This window comes from Qipengyuania sp. SS22 (genome assembly GCF_025736935.1).
Lineage (GTDB): Bacteria > Pseudomonadota > Alphaproteobacteria > Sphingomonadales > Sphingomonadaceae > Qipengyuania.
Genome location: NZ_CP107048.1, coordinates 2,398,588 through 2,415,369, shown reverse-complemented (window position 1 = coordinate 2,415,369; position 16,782 = coordinate 2,398,588). Strand labels below are relative to the sequence as shown.

The 16,782-nt window shown below is 66.0% G+C and carries 15 protein-coding genes; 7 read left to right on the top strand and 8 right to left on the bottom strand.

Going from position 1 to position 16,782, the window contains the following annotated elements:
• Positions 1-38 precede the first annotated feature (38 nt).
• The 4 genes from N6L26_RS12045 to N6L26_RS12030 all read left to right on the top strand — a co-directional run bounded on the left by N6L26_RS12045 (position 39) and on the right by N6L26_RS12030 (position 3,275).
• Positions 39-299, top strand: a complete 261-nt coding sequence (locus tag N6L26_RS12045) for a zinc-finger domain-containing protein (RefSeq protein WP_263605798.1) — start codon at positions 39-41, stop codon at positions 297-299.
• A gap of 39 nt (positions 300-338) precedes the next feature.
• Positions 339-1,760, top strand: a complete 1,422-nt coding sequence (gene tldD / locus N6L26_RS12040; RefSeq protein ID WP_263605797.1) for a metalloprotease TldD — start codon at positions 339-341, stop codon at positions 1,758-1,760.
• 73 nt (positions 1,761-1,833) lie between these two features.
• On the top strand, positions 1,834-2,244 hold the full coding sequence (locus N6L26_RS12035; protein WP_263605796.1) for a hypothetical protein: 411 nt from the start codon (positions 1,834-1,836) through the stop codon (positions 2,242-2,244).
• 65 nt (positions 2,245-2,309) lie between these two features.
• Entirely contained in the window at positions 2,310-3,275 is a 966-nt protein-coding gene (locus tag N6L26_RS12030; RefSeq protein WP_263605795.1) for an oxidoreductase, read from the top strand.
• A gap of 7 nt (positions 3,276-3,282) precedes the next feature.
• On the opposite strand, the gene N6L26_RS12025 is transcribed toward N6L26_RS12030, so the two are convergent.
• From N6L26_RS12025 to guaA, 4 genes are read right to left on the bottom strand one after another with little or no spacing between them, the layout of a single operon-like run.
• Entirely contained in the window at positions 3,283-4,575 is a 1,293-nt protein-coding gene (locus N6L26_RS12025) for an NRAMP family divalent metal transporter (RefSeq protein ID WP_263605794.1), read from the bottom strand.
• A gap of 37 nt (positions 4,576-4,612) precedes the next feature.
• Positions 4,613-5,314, bottom strand: coding sequence for an endonuclease III domain-containing protein (locus N6L26_RS12020; RefSeq protein WP_263605793.1), 702 nt, complete (start codon positions 5,312-5,314; stop codon positions 4,613-4,615).
• A gap of 4 nt (positions 5,315-5,318) precedes the next feature.
• Complete coding sequence (locus tag N6L26_RS12015) at positions 5,319-6,182, bottom strand: DMT family transporter (RefSeq protein ID WP_263605792.1); 864 nt, start codon at positions 6,180-6,182, stop codon at positions 5,319-5,321.
• Entirely contained in the window at positions 6,173-7,747 is a 1,575-nt protein-coding gene (guaA, locus tag N6L26_RS12010) for a glutamine-hydrolyzing GMP synthase (protein WP_263605791.1), read from the bottom strand. The genes N6L26_RS12015 and guaA overlap by 10 nt, the downstream gene beginning before the upstream one ends.
• A 210-nt stretch (positions 7,748-7,957) precedes the next feature.
• Here guaA and N6L26_RS12005 point away from each other — a divergent pair, with 210 nt between their 5' ends.
• A complete protein-coding gene (locus N6L26_RS12005; RefSeq protein WP_263605790.1) occupies positions 7,958-8,260 on the top strand; it encodes a UrcA family protein in 303 nt (100 codons plus the stop codon).
• Positions 8,261-8,664: 404 nt separating this feature from the next.
• On the opposite strand, the gene N6L26_RS12000 is transcribed toward N6L26_RS12005, so the two are convergent.
• Genes N6L26_RS12000 through N6L26_RS11990 form a run of 3 tightly spaced genes read right to left on the bottom strand, consistent with a single transcriptional unit; the run spans position 8,665 to position 12,334 of the window.
• Positions 8,665-10,218 carry a class I adenylate-forming enzyme family protein gene (locus N6L26_RS12000; protein ID WP_263605789.1) on the bottom strand — a complete coding sequence of 518 codons (1,554 nt, stop codon included), beginning with the start codon at positions 10,216-10,218 and terminating at the stop codon, positions 8,665-8,667.
• A gap of 32 nt (positions 10,219-10,250) precedes the next feature.
• Positions 10,251-10,949, bottom strand: a complete 699-nt coding sequence (locus tag N6L26_RS11995) for a ZIP family metal transporter (protein WP_263605788.1) — start codon at positions 10,947-10,949, stop codon at positions 10,251-10,253.
• Positions 10,949-12,334: an L-serine ammonia-lyase gene (locus N6L26_RS11990; RefSeq protein ID WP_263605787.1), complete on the bottom strand. Its 1,386-nt coding sequence runs from the start codon at positions 12,332-12,334 to the stop codon at positions 10,949-10,951. Before N6L26_RS11990 ends, N6L26_RS11995 begins: the two co-directional genes overlap by 1 nt.
• 120 nt (positions 12,335-12,454) lie before the next feature.
• On the opposite strand from N6L26_RS11990, the gene gyrB reads away from it, so the two are divergent.
• The gene (gene gyrB, locus N6L26_RS11985) at positions 12,455-14,986 is read left to right on the top strand and encodes a DNA topoisomerase (ATP-hydrolyzing) subunit B (RefSeq protein ID WP_263605786.1); all 2,532 of its coding nucleotides are present in this window, start codon (positions 12,455-12,457) and stop codon (positions 14,984-14,986) included.
• Positions 14,987-14,990: 4 nt separating this feature from the next.
• Positions 14,991-16,085 (top strand): AI-2E family transporter, encoded by a 1,095-nt coding sequence (locus N6L26_RS11980; RefSeq protein ID WP_263605785.1) that lies wholly within the window; start codon positions 14,991-14,993, stop codon positions 16,083-16,085.
• Here N6L26_RS11980 and N6L26_RS11975 read toward each other — a convergent pair whose 3' ends face one another.
• On the bottom strand, positions 16,086-16,712 hold the full coding sequence (locus tag N6L26_RS11975; protein ID WP_263605784.1) for a hypothetical protein: 627 nt from the start codon (positions 16,710-16,712) through the stop codon (positions 16,086-16,088).
• Positions 16,713-16,782 lie beyond the last annotated feature (70 nt).

Here is a 16,782-nt window from a genome sequence, read left to right as displayed (position 1 = left end):
TCTTGAGCAGCTCCGTCAAACCCATTATCGGCTTGCGCATGAGCCTGCCTCCACCCGAAATCACCAAGGTCACCACGCGGCGCGTGTGGTGCGACGGCGCGACCGACATCCGGACGGGGACGAACTACAAACCCGCCGCGCTTGGCCACCCCAAGGTCTATCTCGAGATCGACGAGCATGGCTATGTCGACTGCGGCTATTGCGATCGCCGCTTTGTCCTCGAAGGCGGGCCTGCCGACGGGGTCGACCAGTCGCAGCTGATGGACATTTCCGAAGGCGCGGACCCGGGCCACCGCTGACCCCTCGCCTTCGCCGGTGTCAGCCCCTACATAGGGCCTATGACGCCAGCGACCGACCCGCACGCCCTGCTCTACAACCAGCTCGATCCCGAGGAAGCCAAGGCGCTCACCGCGCGCCTGCTGGCCCCTTGCGACGATGGCGAGCTCTATCTGCAATTCATGGCGACCGAGAGTTTCGCCTTCGACGATGGACGTCTGAAGACCGCCGATTACAGCCGCGATTCGGGTTTCGGCCTGCGCGGTGTGTCGGGCGAGACCACCGGGTTCGCGCATGCCAACGAGATCAGCGCGGCCTCGATCTCCCGCGCCGGCGAAACGCTGCGCTTGCTCGACGCGACCACCTCGCCGCATGCCGCGCCGCCCGAGCGGACCAACCGCCATCTCTACACCGATGCCAGCCCGCTCGACCTCGTGCCCTTCGCCGAGAAGGTCGCGCTGCTCGAGAAGATCGATGCGGTGGCGCGCGCCAAGGATCCGCGCGTTGCGCAGGTCAATGCGAGCCTGTCGGCCAGCTGGAGCGCTATCGATATCATCCGCGCCGACGGTTTCACCGCGCGCGACATCCGCCCGCTGGTACGCCTGAACGTGCAGATCGTGGCGGAGGCCAATGGCCGCCGCGAAACCGGCAGTTTCGGTTTTGGCGGACGCTATCTCTACGACAATCTGTTCGACGAGGGCCGCTGGATGAACGCGGTCGACGAAGCGGTCCGCCAGGCGCTGGTCAATCTCGACAGCGTTGCCGCCCCGGCGGGCGAACAGACCGTTCTGCTCGGCCCGGGCTGGCCCGGCGTATTGCTGCACGAGGCGGTCGGCCATGGGCTCGAAGGCGATTTCAACCGCAAGGGCACCAGCGCCTTTGCCGGGCGCATCGGCGAGCGCGTCGCCGCTCCCGGCGTCACCGTGATCGACGATGGCAGCATGACCGATCGGCGCGGATCGCTGTCGATCGACGACGAAGGTACACCGACGCGCGAGACGGTGCTGATCGAGGACGGCATCCTCAAGGGCTATATGCAGGATCGCCTCAATGCCCGCCTGATGGGCGTCGAAGCGACCGGCAATGGACGCCGCCAATCCTATGAACATGCTCCCATGCCGCGGATGACCAACACCTTCATGCAAGGCGGCAACGACGACCCCGAGGAATTGCTCAGCCGCGTCGACGACGGCATCTATGCCACCAGCTTCGGCGGCGGACAGGTCGATATCGTCAGCGGCAAGTTCGTCTTCGCCTGCACCGAGGCCTACAAGGTCGAAAAGGGCAAGATCGTCGCGCCGATCAAGGGCGCAACGCTGATCGGTGACGGGCCGACCGTGCTGACCAAGGTGCGCGGTATCGGCAACGACATGGCGCTGGATGAAGGCGTGGGCATGTGCGGCAAGGGTGGACAAAGCGTGCCTGCGGGCGTCGGCCAGCCGACCTTGCTGATCGATGGCATCACCGTGGGCGGAACCGCCTGATCTGCAGACCCGTCAACTCAGCGCAGGTTCAGGCGGTGTGATACAGTATCCGCCGGTCATCAGGAGACTCGCCATGTTCAAGCCGCTTGCCATTGCCACTGCCGCGCTCGGCCTGCTTGCCGCGCCCGTCCACGCCGACGAAACCGAGGATATGACCAAGGGCGAGATTGAACTCGCCAAGCTGATCGAGGGGCGTGTCGCGGGCGAGCCGCACGACTGCATCCGCACCATCGGCAGCCGCAATCTCAACCAGATCGACGGCACCGCGCTGACCTATCGCGACGGCGACACCATCTGGGTCAATTACACGCGCAATCCCGAAAGCATCGACGAAAGCGAAGTGATGGTGATCAAGCGCTTCAGCGCCAGCAGCCTGTGCCGCACCGACCAGATCGAACTGGTCAGCCGTACCGGTGGTTTTCTCAGCGGTGTGATCTTCCTCGACTCGTTCATCCCCTATACCACGGCCGACGCCGAGGGCTGATCGCCCGCGGGGGTAGCCAGCCTGGCATGCGGGGGGCATAGGTCGCTCTTTCCGAGGAGAGCCCGATGACCAGCCCGCAAGCCCCCGTGAACTCGCCCTTCGGCTATCGCTCGACCGCGCGCGATGTGGTCGCGGGTGTGGATCTCACGGGCAAGATCGTGGTGGTCACCGGCGGCTATTCGGGCATCGGCACCGAAACCGTCCACGCGCTGGCAGGCGCCGGGGCGCAGGTGATCGTCGGCGCACGGCGCCCCGACCAGGCGGAGGATGTCCTCGAAGGCGTGAGCGGGGATATCGCCATCCTCCCGCTCGACCTGTCCGATCCGGCCTCGATCGATGGCTTTGCCGAAGCTGTCGCCGACGAAGCCGCAACGATCGACATCCTGATCAACAATGCCGCGATCATGGCCAGTCCGCTGGCGCGCGATGCGCGTGGCTATGAAATGCAATTCGCGACCAACCATCTCGGCCATTTCCAGCTCGCCGCGCGGCTTTGGCCGCTGCTGCTCGCAGATCGCGGCGCGCGGGTGGTGGCGCTGTCCTCGATCGGGCACCGGCTGAACGGGCTCGACCTCGACGATCCGAACTTCGAGCACCGCGACTATGACAAATGGCTGGCCTATGGGCAGGCCAAATCGGCCAATGCGCTGTTCGCGCTCCAGCTCGACAGGCTGGGCGAGGCGCAGGGCGTGCGCGCCTTTGCCGTCCACCCGGGCGGTATCGCGACCCCGCTCCAGCGCCACCTCACCATGGAAGAGCAGCGCGCGATGGGCTGGTACGACGAGGAAGGCAATGTCCACGAAGCTTTCAAATCGACCGAGGAAGGCGCGTCGACCAGCGTGTGGTGCGCGGTCTCGCCGCTGCTCGAGGGCAAGGGCGGCGTCTATTGCGAGGATTGCGACATCGCCGTCCCCGCCGATCCCGAGAACCCGCGCGGCGGCGGCTGCTGGCCGCATATCCGCGACGAAGGCCTTGCCGAAGCGCTGTGGCGCAAGTCGGAAGAACTGACCGGGGTTGCCTTTCCCGGTTAGTTTGTGACTAGCGCGGCGCGCGGCGCATGACTGCGCGACCCGTGAACACACCGAGCAAGGCAAAGGCGGGCAGCATCAGGCCTGGATCGGGCAGGTCGAATCCGAACAGCGTCGCCGCCGCGCGCGCCAGCGCGGTCAGACCGAGCATGGCGGCCACCCCCACCACCAGCAGGCCGAAGCCATTGGCCAGCAGGCCGTTGACGCGATCGCCCAGCAGGCCTGCGTCATTCATCGCTGAGAGCAGGAACAGCGCGACCAACGGTAGCAATACGCCATTGAAAGCCTGCGCGGCGAGGATGGCCGGGGCGGGACGAATCTCGGCCAGCCCGAAGCCGAGGCCGACCAGCAGCACCGCGCCCCAGACCGCGCGGAAGCGCCAGCCACGGGCCTGCCACTGCGGGTCGTCCGCCTTGCCGAACAGCCCGCGCGCGGTCAGCGCCGCCGCCAAGGGGGCGGTAACGGCAGAGGAAATGCCTGCCGCAAGCAGCCCGATCCCGGCGCCCGTTCGCGCCCAGCCGCCAACCCGCTCATCCAGCACATCGCCCAGCGCCGCGAACGAAAACTCGCCCGCCAGCGCCGTGCCGACCACGAGGATCGCCGCGGTGATGACCACGCCAAGCGCGACCGAGACCGCGAGGCCGAAACGCATGTCCCCCAGGCTCTGACCGCGCGCCAGCGCGGCGCCGAGGAACAGATTGTAGGGCACCACCGTCGTCCCAACCAAGGCCAGCACCGCAAGCAGCGCGGCGGGATCGTCGGCAAAACCCGGGGTCGGGACGAGACCCGCCAGAAGCCCGACCGCAGGCGGCGCCAGCGACAGCGCGACGAGCAGGAAGCCGCCACCCATCAGCGCGACGAAGACCGCCATCAGCCGCGCGACGCTATGCGGCGATCCCGCCAGCAGGAGCAGTGCAGCGGCCACCGCCAGACCGAGCGTAACGCCTGCCCGAGGCCAGTCGAAGGCGAGCATCGCGCCCGCCGCGCCGCCGAGGATATTGCCCGCTTCATAGGCTGCGCAGCCCAGCAGGATCGCGCCGCCGACCAGCAGCAGCGTGGCGATATGTGCAAACCCGGTCGGGTACCGGCGCCGCAGCACGGTCGCCAGATCGCCGCCCGTCGCCACTGCCAGCCGTCCGGCAAATTCCTGGAGTGTGAAGGTCGCGATGCCCGAGAACAGGATCGCCCACAGCAGCGCCGCGCCGGTATACGCCCCCGCGCTCGCAGCCGCCGTGACCGTGCCCGGCCCGATGAATGCCGCCGCGATTGCGGACCACAGGAGGATCGAGCCGATACGCTTCATTGCCGCCCCTTGTGGCGCAAGCCTGCGCGCACCGCAATCAGGCGCGGCGGCGACCCGTCTCGCACAGCGCCTGCGCGGCGCAATTGGGGCAATCGGGGGCGGAGGGGCGGCACCAGGTCTGCCCCAGCTTCTTCATCAGCAGGTGATGTTCGTCGAATTGGGCACCCGACCAATCCTCGGGCATGGCGGGCATGATCGACGCGAACGCGCGCGCGGTGCCCGCCTTGGGCGGGACCAGCCCCATGCGCTGGAGGATGCGCGTATGATGCCCGTCGAGCACGATCGCGCGGCGGTCGAGCGTGCTGGCGTTCATCACGCCCGCGGCGATCTTGCGGCCGACACCGGGAAGTTGTTCGAGCCAGTCCATCGCCGCTTCGGTGTCCATGTCGGCGAGGTGCGCAATATCCACCGCGCCGCGCAAATCGATCAACGCCGCAAGGCTCGCCTGCAGGCGTTCGGCGGCGACATTGGGATAAGTCTGCGTCGCGAGTTCGGCCTGCAGATCCTCCAGCGGTACCGTCGCCACCGCTTCCCAACTGCCCCAGCGCTGCAGCAGCCGGTCGGTAGCGGCGTTCGAAACCTCGGACTTGGTCCGCGCGCCGATCACGCCTTGCACCAGCACCCATTCGGGCTGGCGCCATTCGGCTGCCGCGCGCTCGATATGCCCGAAGCGCTGGACCAGCAGCGCCTGCAGGCGGCGAAGCGTCGCGGTGCGCGGATCGGGACCCAGCGGCAGCATCGCGTCAGCGCCGCAGTGTCAGGCCGATGCCGGTCACGATCAGCACCCCCGCCACGATCAGCTCGTTGGTCACCAGCTCATCGAGCAAGGCGATGCCGCCCAGCGCCGCGACCAATGGCGTGGCCAGCTGGACGGTCGCCAACGTCGCCAGCCCCAGCGATGGGGAAACGCGGTTCCAGATGACATAGCCAAGCCCCGAGGTAACCGCACCCGAGAGGATCGCGAGCAGCAGCCCGCGGGTTTCGGGCACCGTCATGTCGAAGGCTAGCAATGGCAGCGCCAGCACTGCGCCGATGGCAAAGCTGCGCGCCGTATAGCTGCCCGCCCCGGCGGACGCCCGCCCGATCATCGTATAGGCGCCCCACGCAATCCCGGCGGTCGCCATGAATGCCGACGGCAACAGTCGTCCGCCCTGCACTTGCGGAACCAGCAGCACCGCCAGACCCGAGAGCGAGAGCACGAGGCCCGTCCACCCGAGCCAGCCGACCCGTTCGCCGCGGACTATGCCGGCGAGCAAAATAGTCGCCTGGACGACGGCAAACAGGATCAGCGCGCCGGTTGCAGCGGGCAGTTCGACATAGGCCCAGGAAAACATCGCGACATAGGCGAACAGGCTGAGCCCCGCCCCGAAATTCCATGTCCCGCCGCGCCCCAGCAGCAGCGGCGCAAGTACGATCGCGCCGGCTGCCAGCCGGACCACCGAAAAGGCGATCGGCGTGATCCCCCCTCCGGCGAGCGCATAACGCGCGATGAGCGAATTGCCGGCAAAGGCCAGCACCGCGAGGCTGGCGAGGACGAGAACCGTCGCGAGCCCGAACGGGCGTGCAGCCGCGGCTGCCCCGCGCGGTTTGCTCGCGTCTATTCCCACTCGATCGTGCCGGGGGGCTTCGATGTGTAATCGTAGACCACCCGGTTGATGCCCTGCACCTCGTTGATGATGCGGGTCGCAACGCGGCTGAGGAAGGAACTGTCAAAAGGATAGACATCGGCGGTCATGCCATCGGTGCTGGTCACCGCGCGCAGGCCGCAGACGCTGTCATAGGTACGCCCGTCGCCCATCACGCCGACCGTCTTGACCGGCAGCAGCACCACAAACGCCTGCCAGATCGCATCGTAGAGCCCCGCATTGCGGATCTCCTCGAGATAGACGGCATCGGCCTTGCGCAGGATGTCGCAGCGCTCCTTGGTGACCTCGCCCGGAATACGGATCGCGAGGCCCGGCCCGGGGAAGGGATGGCGGCCAACGAAGATTTCGGGCAGGCCCAGCTCGCGGCCCAGTTCGCGGACCTCGTCCTTGAACAGTTCGCGCAAGGGCTCGACCAGCTTCATGTTCATCCGCTCGGGCAGGCCGCCGACATTGTGGTGGCTCTTAATCGTGACCGATGGCCCGCCGGTGAAGCTGACGCTTTCGATCACATCGGGATACAGCGTCCCTTGCGCGAGGAAATCGGCGCCGCCGATCTTGGCAGCCTCGGCCTCGAACAGGTCGATGAAGGCGCCGCCGATGAACTTGCGCTTCTTTTCGGGGTCGGTCTGGCCTGCAAGGCCCGCGAGGAACATTTCCTCGGCGTTCACATGCACCAGCGGGATGTTGTAGTGGTCGCGGAACAGGGTGACGACCTGCTCGGCCTCGTTCATCCGCATCAGGCCGTGATCGACAAAGACACAGGTCAGCTGGTCGCCGATCGCTTCGTGGATGAGCACTGCGGCAACCGCCGAATCGACTCCGCCCGAAAGACCGCAGATGACCTTGCCGTCACCCACCTGTGCGCGGATTTCCTCGATCTTGGTGCGGCGAAACTCGGCCATGGTCCAGTCGCCCGCGAGCCCGCAGACATGGCGCACGAAATTTGCCAGCAGCTTGCCGCCATCGGGCGTGTGGACCACTTCGGGGTGGAATTGCGTGCCGTAATACTGGCGCTTCTCGTCGGCGATGACCGCGAAGGGCGCGCCGTCGCTTGTGGCGACGATGCCGAAACCGGGGGCGAAGCGGGTGACCTTGTCGCCGTGGCTCATCCACACCTGGTGGCGCTCGCCGGTCTGCCATAGCCCGTCGAATAGCGCGCACTCTTCCGACACGGTGAGATAGGCGCGGCCGAATTCGCCGCCTTCGCCGGTTTCATGCCCCGGACGAACCTCGCCGCCGAGCTGCTCGGTCATCACCTGCTGGCCATAACAGATGCCGAGGATCGGCAGGCCGCTGTCGAACAGCACCTGCGGCGCGCGCGGGCTGCCCTCGTCGCAGACGCTGGCGGGCGAGCCCGACAGGATGATGCCCTTGGGCTGGAGCCGGTGGAACGCCTCCTCCGCCTGGGTGAAGGGGGCGATCTCGGAATAGACCCCGGCTTCGCGCACGCGGCGCGCGATGAGCTGGGTAACCTGGCTACCGAAATCGACGATCAGGATGGAATCGGGGAGGTGTTCGGGCTGCATGGGTCCCGATAAGGGCAGCGCGCATCGCCTGTCCAGCATTCGCAGCGCTGCTGCCGGTCATATCCCGCGCCCCGCGGCGAAGATGCATCGCTTACAACCTATTGTCGCGTATTTTGCACTTGCGAACACTCATGCTGCAATGCACAATCGCGATCAAGAACAAGGCCGAGGATGTCTGAAGAGCGCTAACCTCTACCCCAGGAGACGCTCATGAAGTACCGCCAGTTTCTCGCCAGCCTCGTCGTTGCCGCACTCATCCACACCCCGGCTCAGGCCGAACGCAGCGAAGTCAGCATCGAAGTCGAATTCAACGACATCGACCTGCGCGATCCCGACCAGGTCGACGTCCTGCGCGAGCGCGTTGCGGATGCCGCCGAAGCCGCCTGCACCCACCCCGACGCGCTGTCGGTCAACGCTTTCTCCTACGATCGTCGCTGCAAGGCTTCGCTGGTCGCATCGGCGCGTAAGATGATCACGCTGAAGACCTCGGCAAAGCTGGCACAGGTCCGCTAAGCCACTCTCCTGCATGCGCGATTGCAGGATATTGCGGTGCCGCCACGACCTCGGTCCTGGCGGCACCGTTCGTTTTGGGCCGCAGCGGTAGGTGGCGGCGAAAGCTTGGTTGCGCAAATCGCAACATCTTTCAAAGTTTTCTCACTTTCGTTCGCGGGCGAGTAAGATTATTACACGCCTCACAGCCGGACGGTGAACCCTGACACTCCCGTCCCGGACGATTTACAGAAGCGTCGGCCCCCCAAGCAGCCGCGTTTCTGGCCTTCCTCGCCACGGCGGCCGGCCCTCGGCCCTCCGCACCGGCGAGGCGATATGGCAGCGAGTAGAGACGCGGCCGCCGACATTCCTCTCCCTCCCCCCAAGAAGTCGGCGCCGCGTCTCGAAGCGCTGCGCCGCCCGCCCGCTCAGTCGGGCAGGCCGCGCCGACCGGCCTCGTCGCGCAGATCGGTCTTGAGCAGCTTGCCGATATGGCTGCGCGGCATATCCGCGATCCTATGGAGCTGCGCCAGCCGCTGGGTCTTGCCCAGCCGCGCATTGACCGCTTCGCGAATCGCTTCGCAATCGCGCGCGCCCTGCGCCAGCGTCACGAACCCCACGGGAGTTTCGCCCCAGCGCGCGCTGGGCACGCCGATCACCGCGGCCTCGACCACATCGGCTTCCTTGGACAATTCATCCTCGAGATCGACCGGGAAGATGTTGAAGCCGCCCGAAATGATCATGTCCTTCGCGCGGCCGACCAGTTCGACAAAGCCGTCGGCATCGACACGGCCGATATCGCCCATGCGCTGCCACACCTCGCCCGTCTCCGGGTCGGTCCAATACCCTTCGCGCGTCTTGTCGGGCTGGTTCTTGTACCCCGCCATCATCGTCTGGCTGCGTCCGATGAGATTGCCCGGCGTCCCCGGCGCGACCGGCTGGTCCGCATCGTCGAGCACCTTGAGCTCGCTGCCCGGCGCGGGCCGGCCCACCGTATGCAACTTGTCGGGAAACTTGTGCGCTTCGAGCAGGCAGACGACCCCGCCTTCGGTCATCGAATAGATCTCGATCAGCGCACCCGGCATCCGCGCCAGCACCTCGCGCTTCAATTCCGCGGGGAAGGGCGCGGAGGTGCAATATTTCAGCTGCATGGCGGACAGGTCGAATTCGTCGAACCGGGGCTCCTCCATCAACCGCCGGTACTGGACCGGGACCAGCATGGTCGCCGTAGCGCGGTCCGCCTGCGCATATTCGAGCCAGCGCAGGGCATCGAACTTGCGCATCACGCGCACCGTCCCACCCGCCAGCAGCGGCGGCAGGAAGGCGACCATGGTGGTGTTCGAATAAAGCGGGGTCGAGGCGAGCGTGCGGACGGGCAGGCCGCTTTCCAGCCAGCTCGATGCCGTGCTGGCAAATTGCCGCCAGCGCATCTGGTGTGAATGAACGATGCCCTTGGGGACGCCCGTCGTGCCAGAGGAATAGATTATATTGAACGGATCACTCGGCTGCGGCTCGAACGCGGGCGCCTGCGTGCCTTCGGGTGCCATCCACCCGGCGAGCTCCTCGTCGAGCACGATCCGCGTCATGTCCGGGAAGCAATCCTCGCCCAGTTCGGCCAACTTCGCGCGGTCGATGAAAATATGCTGCGCGCCCGAATCGCGCGCCATGCCCGCCAATTGGCCGGGACTGGCGCTGGTGGTCAGCGGCGCGGCAACCCCGCCCGCGCGCACCGCGGCGAGAAAGACGAGCGCATAGGGAATCGAGGAATAGCCGAGGATCGCCACTGCCTGCCCCCGCTCCAGCCCGTCCGCGACCAGCCGCGCGGCGATCCGTTCGACCCGGTCGCCCAGCTCGGCCCAGCTCAGCTCGTCCTCGTCGTCGCGCATCGCGATCTGGCTATCCAGTGCGGCGGCATTGGCGGCGATGATATGCGGAAAGCTGCCGAAAGTTTCGGTCAGCGCTGCTTTTTGTGTCTCTCCCATGCGGCGCACCCTATCGCGGCACGCGGCGCTGTCTAGCCGCCAGCGAGGTTGCCGAGTGAAAAGGCGAGAATGACGCCCAGCGCAGTGGCGATGCCCGCCCAGTGGCGATCCTCGCGGAAAGCCCGCGGGAAGACTTCGGTCGCAAGGCTCGCGACCACTGCCCCGGCGGCAAAGCAGCGGATCACCGCCAGCGTGCCCTCGCCGACCCCGGCCAGCGCGAGATTGCCGACGATTGCGGCGAGCGCGAGCAGCGCCGCGGTGCCGATCCAGAGCAGCATCACGGAGCCCTTGGAGCGCCCGTCGGCGGTCATGGCGCGCGCGCCGCCCGCGGCTTCCGGCAGGTTGGACAGCAAGATCGATCCCGCGAGCGCGGCAACTTCCATCCCGCCCGCGCCGATCAGCGCGACACCCAGCGCAAGGTTTTCCGGGATGCCGTCGAGCGTGATCGCCGCCAGCAGGCCGCCGCCGCGGTTCGAGCCCCATTTCTCGTCGATCAGATAGTCCGCCACGGCAAAGACGATCGCCCCCGCCCCGACGCCGAGCATGGCGTGGAACACGCTGCTCTTGGCGATCGAGGGCTCGATCAGCTCGCTCGTTACCGAAAGCAGCAGGGCACCACCAGCCAGCGCGACGAGGAACCCTTCGACCCGGTTGGGGAGCTTGCCGTAGATGCCCCATGCTGCCCCGGCGACCAAAGCGCCCGAGACCACCAGCACTACGACGAGCAGCATCAGCATTCGATCACATTGACCGCGAGACCGCCCTGGCTCGTTTCCTTGTATTTCGAGGACATGTCGAGGCCGGTCTGCCGCATCGTCTCGATCACCTGGTCGAGGCTGACGCAGGTCTCCGCCTCGGTCCGGTGTAGCGCGAGCCGCGCAGCATTGACCGCCTTGACCGCGCCGATCGCGTTGCGTTCGATACAGGGCACCTGGACCAGCCCGCCGACCGGGTCGCAGGTCAGGCCGAGATTGTGCTCCATCCCGATCTCCGCAGCGCAGGCAACCTGCGCGGGCGAGGCGCCCCACAGCGCCGCCAGTCCGCCGGCGGCCATAGAACAGGCCACGCCCACTTCGCCCTGGCACCCCATTTCCGCGCCCGAAATGCTCGCACGTTGCTTATAGAGCAGGCCGATCGCGCCGGCGGTCAGCAGGAAGGTACGGCGGCTGTCACGGCACGGGCCGTCGCCGGTTGTCGTGCAGTAGAAGCGGATTACGGCAGGGATGATCCCAGCAGCACCGTTGGTCGGCGCGGTTACAACGCGGCCCCCGGCGGCGTTCTCCTCGTTGACCGCCATCGCATAGCAATTGAGCCAGTCGAACAATTGCTCGCGCTCGTTCGATTGCGGATTGGCGGACAGCTTGTCCCACAGATCGGGCGCGCGCCGCGCCACCTTGAGCCCGCCGGGCAGGATGCCGCGCTGGTGCAGGCCGCGATCGATGCACTGGTCCATCGCGCTGGCGACGCGGTCGATCCCCGCGAGCGTTTTCTCGCGCGGGCGGAAGCTGTCTTCATTGGCAAGGATCAGGTCGGCGATCGACAGGCCGGTCTGGGCGCAGGCGGCGAGCAGCTCCTCCGCCGAACCGAAATCATGCGGCACCCGCGTGCCGGTGTTGATCCGGTCATCCTTGGGCTTGCGCTGCAATTGCGCCTCGGAGGCGACGAACCCGCCCCCTGTCGAATAATAGGTCCGCTGGGACAACCGCTCCCCAGCGGCATCGAAGGCCGCCAGCTTCATCCCGTTGGGATGCAAGTCGGGAATGATATGCCCGGCAAGATCGATATCCGCCGCCGGATCGAAGGCGATTTCGCGTTTGCCCGCCAGCACCAGCCGCCGATCCTCGCGCACCCGCTCGAGTGCAGCCGCAGCGTCGTCGGGACAGGTGGTGTCGGGCGCGAAGCCGATCAGGCCGAGGATGCTCGCATCGACCGTGCCGTGTCCGACACCGGTCAGTGCTAGCGAACCCTGCAATTCCACCGTGACACGCGCCGTCCTGTCGAGCTTGCCCGACTTCGCCAGTGCGCGCACGAAGGTCCGTGCGATCCGCATCGGTCCGACCGTGTGCGAGGAGGAGGGACCGATCCCGATCCGGAAGATGTCGAGCACCGAAAGCATGGCCCTCGAAATGGGCTTTTCAGGCCACGAAAGCAACCGGTTGCAGCCGAAACCGGGCCGGCTGCAATCTGTGGGTAAAATCGCCCGCGAAACTTTGGAAATCTCCCCTCGAACGCCTATATGCTCACTATGGACGAAACCCCTGAAAACACGGGCGCCGAAGCGCCGAAGAAACCCGGTTATGGCGCAGATTCGATCAAGGTCCTCAAGGGCCTCGACGCGGTCCGCAAACGGCCCGGCATGTATATTGGCGATACCGACGACGGATCGGGCCTTCACCACATGGTGTTCGAGGTCTCGGACAATGCCATCGACGAGGCGCTGGCGGGGCATTGCGACCTCGTCCTGATCGAACTCAACCCCGATGGCTCGGTCTCGGTAGAAGACAACGGCCGCGGCATCCCGGTCGATATGCACAAGGGCGAAGGCGTGTCGGCGGCCGAGGTCATCATGACCCAGCTTCACGCCGGCGGAAAGTTCGAAAACACCAGCGACGACAATGCCTACAAGGTTTCGGGCGGGTTGCACGGCGTCGGCGTCTCGGTGGTCAACGCGCTGTCCGAATGGCTCGAATTGACCATCTGGCGCGATGGCAAGGAGCACTGGATGCGCTTCGAGCACGGCGATGCGGTCGAAAGCCTGCGCGTCGTGGGCGATGCCCCGCGAGTCGAGCAGAACCCCGACGAGGACGGCTTCAAGAAGGGCACCCGCGTAACCTTCAAGGCGTCCGAAAATACCTTCAAGAACGTCATCGAGTTCGATTTCGAAAAGCTCGAGCACCGCTACCGCGAGCTCGCCTTCCTCAATTCGGGCGTGCGGATCCTGCTGCGCGACAAGCGCCACGAGGAAGCGAAGGAACACGACCTGTTCTACGAGGGGGGCATCGCGGCCTTCGTCAAATATCTCGACCGCAACAAGCAGCCGCTGGTTGCCGAACCGATCGCGGTGAGCGCGGAAAAGGACGGTATCGCGATCGACGTCTCGCTCGAGTGGAACGACAGCTATTACGAGAACGTCCTCACCTTCACCAACAACATCCCGCAGCGCGATGGCGGTACGCATCTTGCCGCGTTCCGCACGGCACTGACGCGCACGCTGAACAATTACGCCAGCGCCAGCGGAATGCTGAAAAAGGAAAAGGTCTCGCTTTCGGGCGAGGACATGCGCGAAGGCCTGACCGCGATCGTTTCGGTCAAGCTGCCCGACCCCAAGTTCTCGTCGCAGACCAAGGACAAGCTGGTCAGTTCCGAAGTGCGTTCGCCGCTCGAAAGCCTGATGGGCGAGAAGATGGGCGAATGGCTGGAGGAAAACCCGGCCGAAGCCAAGGCGATCATCCAGAAGGTGATCGACGCCGCCGCCGCACGCGAAGCGGCCCGCCGCGCGCGTGAAATGAGCCGCAAGGGCGCGATGAGCATCGCCTCGCTGCCAGGCAAGCTGGCCGACTGCCAGGATCGCAACCCTGCGAATTGCGAGCTCTTCCTGGTCGAGGGTGATTCGGCAGGGGGCAGCGCCAAGCAAGGCCGCGATCGCAAGACGCAGGCGATCCTGCCGCTCAAGGGCAAGATCCTCAATGTCGAGCGCGCACGCTTCGACCGGATCATCTCGTCGAAGGAAGTGGGCACGCTGATCCAGGCAATGGGTACCGGCCTGCGCGATGAATTCGATCTCGAGAAGCTGCGCTATCACAAGATCGTGATCATGACCGACGCCGACGTCGACGGCGCGCATATCCGCACGCTGTTGCTGACCTTCTTCCACCGCCAGATGCCCGAAATCGTCAAGGCCGGGCACCTCTTCATCGCGCAGCCGCCGCTGTACAAGGTCGCGCGCGGCAAGAGCGAAGTCTATCTCAAGGATCAGGCTGCCTATGACCGCTATCTGATCGCGCAGGGCCTCGATGGACGCATGCTCGAATCGCAGGGCGGTTCGACGCATGGCGGCGGCGAACTCGAAGCGCTGGTCGACCACGGTTTGCGGATGCGCAATCTGCTCGGCTTCGTCCCGCGCAAGTACAAGACCGACTTGATCGAGGCGATGGCACTGGCGGGCGCGTTCGAGCCCCAGGGCGACCGGCCCTCGGCGCTCGAACGGGCCGCCGCGCATCTGCAGATGGGCGATCCCGAAGCGCGCTGGAGCGGCGCAGTCGGCGAAGACGGCAAAGTCCGCCTCAACCGCATCTGGCGCGGGGTGACCGACGTTCACGAGATCGACCCGGCCTTCCTCGACAGCGCCGAGGCCCGCAAGCTTCACCGCATCGCGCAGGACTTCGCCGACGTCTACACCTCGCCCGTACGGCTGGTCCGCAGCGGTGCCGCGGAGCCGGCGGAAGAGGTCGACAGCAGCGATGTCGAAGAGGACGCACCGATCCTCGCCGATGATGCGATCACCCTGCCGACCCAGCTCCTCGAGACGGTCATGGCGGCCGGGCGCAAGGGCCAGAAGATCCAGCGCTACAAGGGTCTGGGCGAAATGAATGCCGAGCAGCTGTGGGAGACCACACTCGATCCGGACAATCGCGCATTGCTGCAGGTCAAGGTCGAGGATGCCGACGTCACTGACGAGATCTTCACCCGCCTGATGGGCGACGTGGTCGAACCGCGCCGCGAATTCATCCAGAACAACGCGCTCAACGTGGCCAATCTGGACGTCTGACCGAATGGAGGGGAGGGCCATAGTCAGACCGGTCGAGCGGGGCGGGTTCCTGCTTTTCCTCGCGCTGGTTTCGGCAGCACTGCTCGCCGTGGTGCTGCCCTTCGCGCGCCCACTGCTGTGGGCGATGTTGGGCGCGATCATGTTCGAGCCGCTCTATCGCTGGTTCCTCGCACGGCGCCCCGAAAAGGAAAGCCAGGCCGCGCTCGCCAGCATGGTGGTGATCCTGTTCGCAGTGGTCCTGCCCGCGCTGTGGATCGGCAGCGAAGTGGTCAATGAGGCGGCGGGTGTCTTCGTCGCCTTCCAGCAAGGCGACATCGATGTCGCGATGTATTTCGAACAGGTCTTCGCGGCACTGCCCGCCAATATCCAGGCCTCGCTCGCCAATGCCGGGTTCGGCGATCTCGGCGCGATCCAGCAACGCGCGACCGCGTTCGTGCAGGCCAGCCTCGGTTTGATCGCGACGCAGGCGATAGCGCTCGGCGGCAGCGTATTCGGTTTCGTGCTCGGCTTCGGGATCGCGCTCTATGTTGGCTTTTTCCTGCTGCGCGATGGACGCACAATCGGCGCGGCGATCATCGCTGCGCTGCCGATGGAGCGGCAGGTCGCCAACCGGCTGGCCGAACGCTTCCTCACCATTGTGCGCGCGACGATCAAGGGCTCGGTCGTGGTCGGTCTGGTGCAGGGCGCGCTGGGAGCGCTGACTTTCTGGATCGTCGGCCTTCCCTCGGTGCTGCTGCTCGGCGTGATCATGGCGATCGCCTCGCTATTGCCCGCGCTTGGCCCGGCGATCGTCTGGGCGCCCGCCGCGATCTACCTGCTTGCCACCGGGGCGCTGTGGCAGGGTGTGGCGGTGATCATCTCGGGCGTTGCGCTGATCGGGATGGCGGACAATGTTCTGCGCCCGATCCTGGTGGGACGTGATACCGGTATTCCCGACTGGCTGATCCTCGTGACGACGCTTGGCGGCATCGCGCTCATGGGCCTGTCGGGGATCGTGGTCGGCCCGCTGATCTGCGGCCTGTTCCTCGCCGCCTGGGGCATCTTTGCCGAACAGCGCGAACCCGCGGTCGTCCCAACGGAGCCGAACGAAGCGGCCTGATTACGCTGCGCGGATGTCGTTCGTTCCGCGCGCGCCGCCATCCTTGGCATCGAGACCACCGAAGATCGCCCCCACGATCAGGGCCAGCTTCTCTTCGGTCAGCCGGTCGTCGATCATGGCGATCATGTAGGGCTGCAAATAGCAGTTCACCATCTGGTTGATGATCGACATCGCAGTATCGACCTCGAGCCCCTCGAGGTATCCCTCAGCCTGCGCTTCGGCGATCAGTTCGCACAGATAGTGGTCACCCAGGTCGATATAGCTACGGGCGTAGTCGAAATAGCGCTCGCCCATCTCGACATAGAGGTTGAAAGTCGCCGGATCGTCGCGGAAGTTCTGCCGCAACAGAATGAACCGGCGGGCGAAAAATTCGTACATCTTGCGTGGCGGCGGCAGGTCGGAGGCCATGACCTCGTCCATCACCCGCAGCTTGGGCGCGAACCATTCGGCGGTAATCGCGTCGAACAGATCGCCATCTTCGGGAAAGACCGCGTCAACCCGCGCCCGCGCGACGCCGAGTTCGGCAGCCAGCCGCGCCCGTGACACTTCTTCGCCGGTGCGTTCCATCAACGCCATCGCCTCGCGCGCGAAGCGGCTGCGCAATTCGTCGATTTCGTTCTCGCTCACGCCCGCGCGCTCCCCTCTCGTACTGCGCCGCAAATAGGGGCGCAGGGGCGCGGGTTAAACCCCCTGCGGA

Bases quoted from the DNA above. Each gene is read 5' to 3' on its own strand.
- N6L26_RS12005 (WP_263605790.1), top strand. From the start codon at position 7,958: ATGAAGTACCGCCAGTTTCTCGCCAGCCTCGTCGTTGCCGCACTCATC.
- N6L26_RS11995 (WP_263605788.1), bottom strand. From the start codon at position 10,949: ATGCTGCTCGTCGTAGTGCTGGTGGTCTCGGGCGCTTTGGTCGCCGGG.
- N6L26_RS12030 (WP_263605795.1), top strand. From the start codon at position 2,310: ATGACCAGCCCGCAAGCCCCCGTGAACTCGCCCTTCGGCTATCGCTCG.
- tldD (WP_263605797.1), top strand. From the start codon at position 339: ATGACGCCAGCGACCGACCCGCACGCCCTGCTCTACAACCAGCTCGAT.
- N6L26_RS12000 (WP_263605789.1), bottom strand. From the start codon at position 10,218: ATGGGAGAGACACAAAAAGCAGCGCTGACCGAAACTTTCGGCAGCTTT.
- guaA (WP_263605791.1), bottom strand. From the start codon at position 7,747: ATGCAGCCCGAACACCTCCCCGATTCCATCCTGATCGTCGATTTCGGT.
- N6L26_RS11990 (WP_263605787.1), bottom strand. From the start codon at position 12,334: ATGCTTTCGGTGCTCGACATCTTCCGGATCGGGATCGGTCCCTCCTCC.
- gyrB (WP_263605786.1), top strand. From the start codon at position 12,455: ATGCTCACTATGGACGAAACCCCTGAAAACACGGGCGCCGAAGCGCCG.
- N6L26_RS12025 (WP_263605794.1), bottom strand. From the start codon at position 4,575: ATGAAGCGTATCGGCTCGATCCTCCTGTGGTCCGCAATCGCGGCGGCA.
- N6L26_RS12020 (WP_263605793.1), bottom strand. From the start codon at position 5,314: ATGCTGCCGCTGGGTCCCGATCCGCGCACCGCGACGCTTCGCCGCCTG.
- N6L26_RS12045 (WP_263605798.1), top strand. From the start codon at position 39: ATGAGCCTGCCTCCACCCGAAATCACCAAGGTCACCACGCGGCGCGTG.
- N6L26_RS11980 (WP_263605785.1), top strand. From the start codon at position 14,991: ATGGAGGGGAGGGCCATAGTCAGACCGGTCGAGCGGGGCGGGTTCCTG.
- N6L26_RS12035 (WP_263605796.1), top strand. From the start codon at position 1,834: ATGTTCAAGCCGCTTGCCATTGCCACTGCCGCGCTCGGCCTGCTTGCC.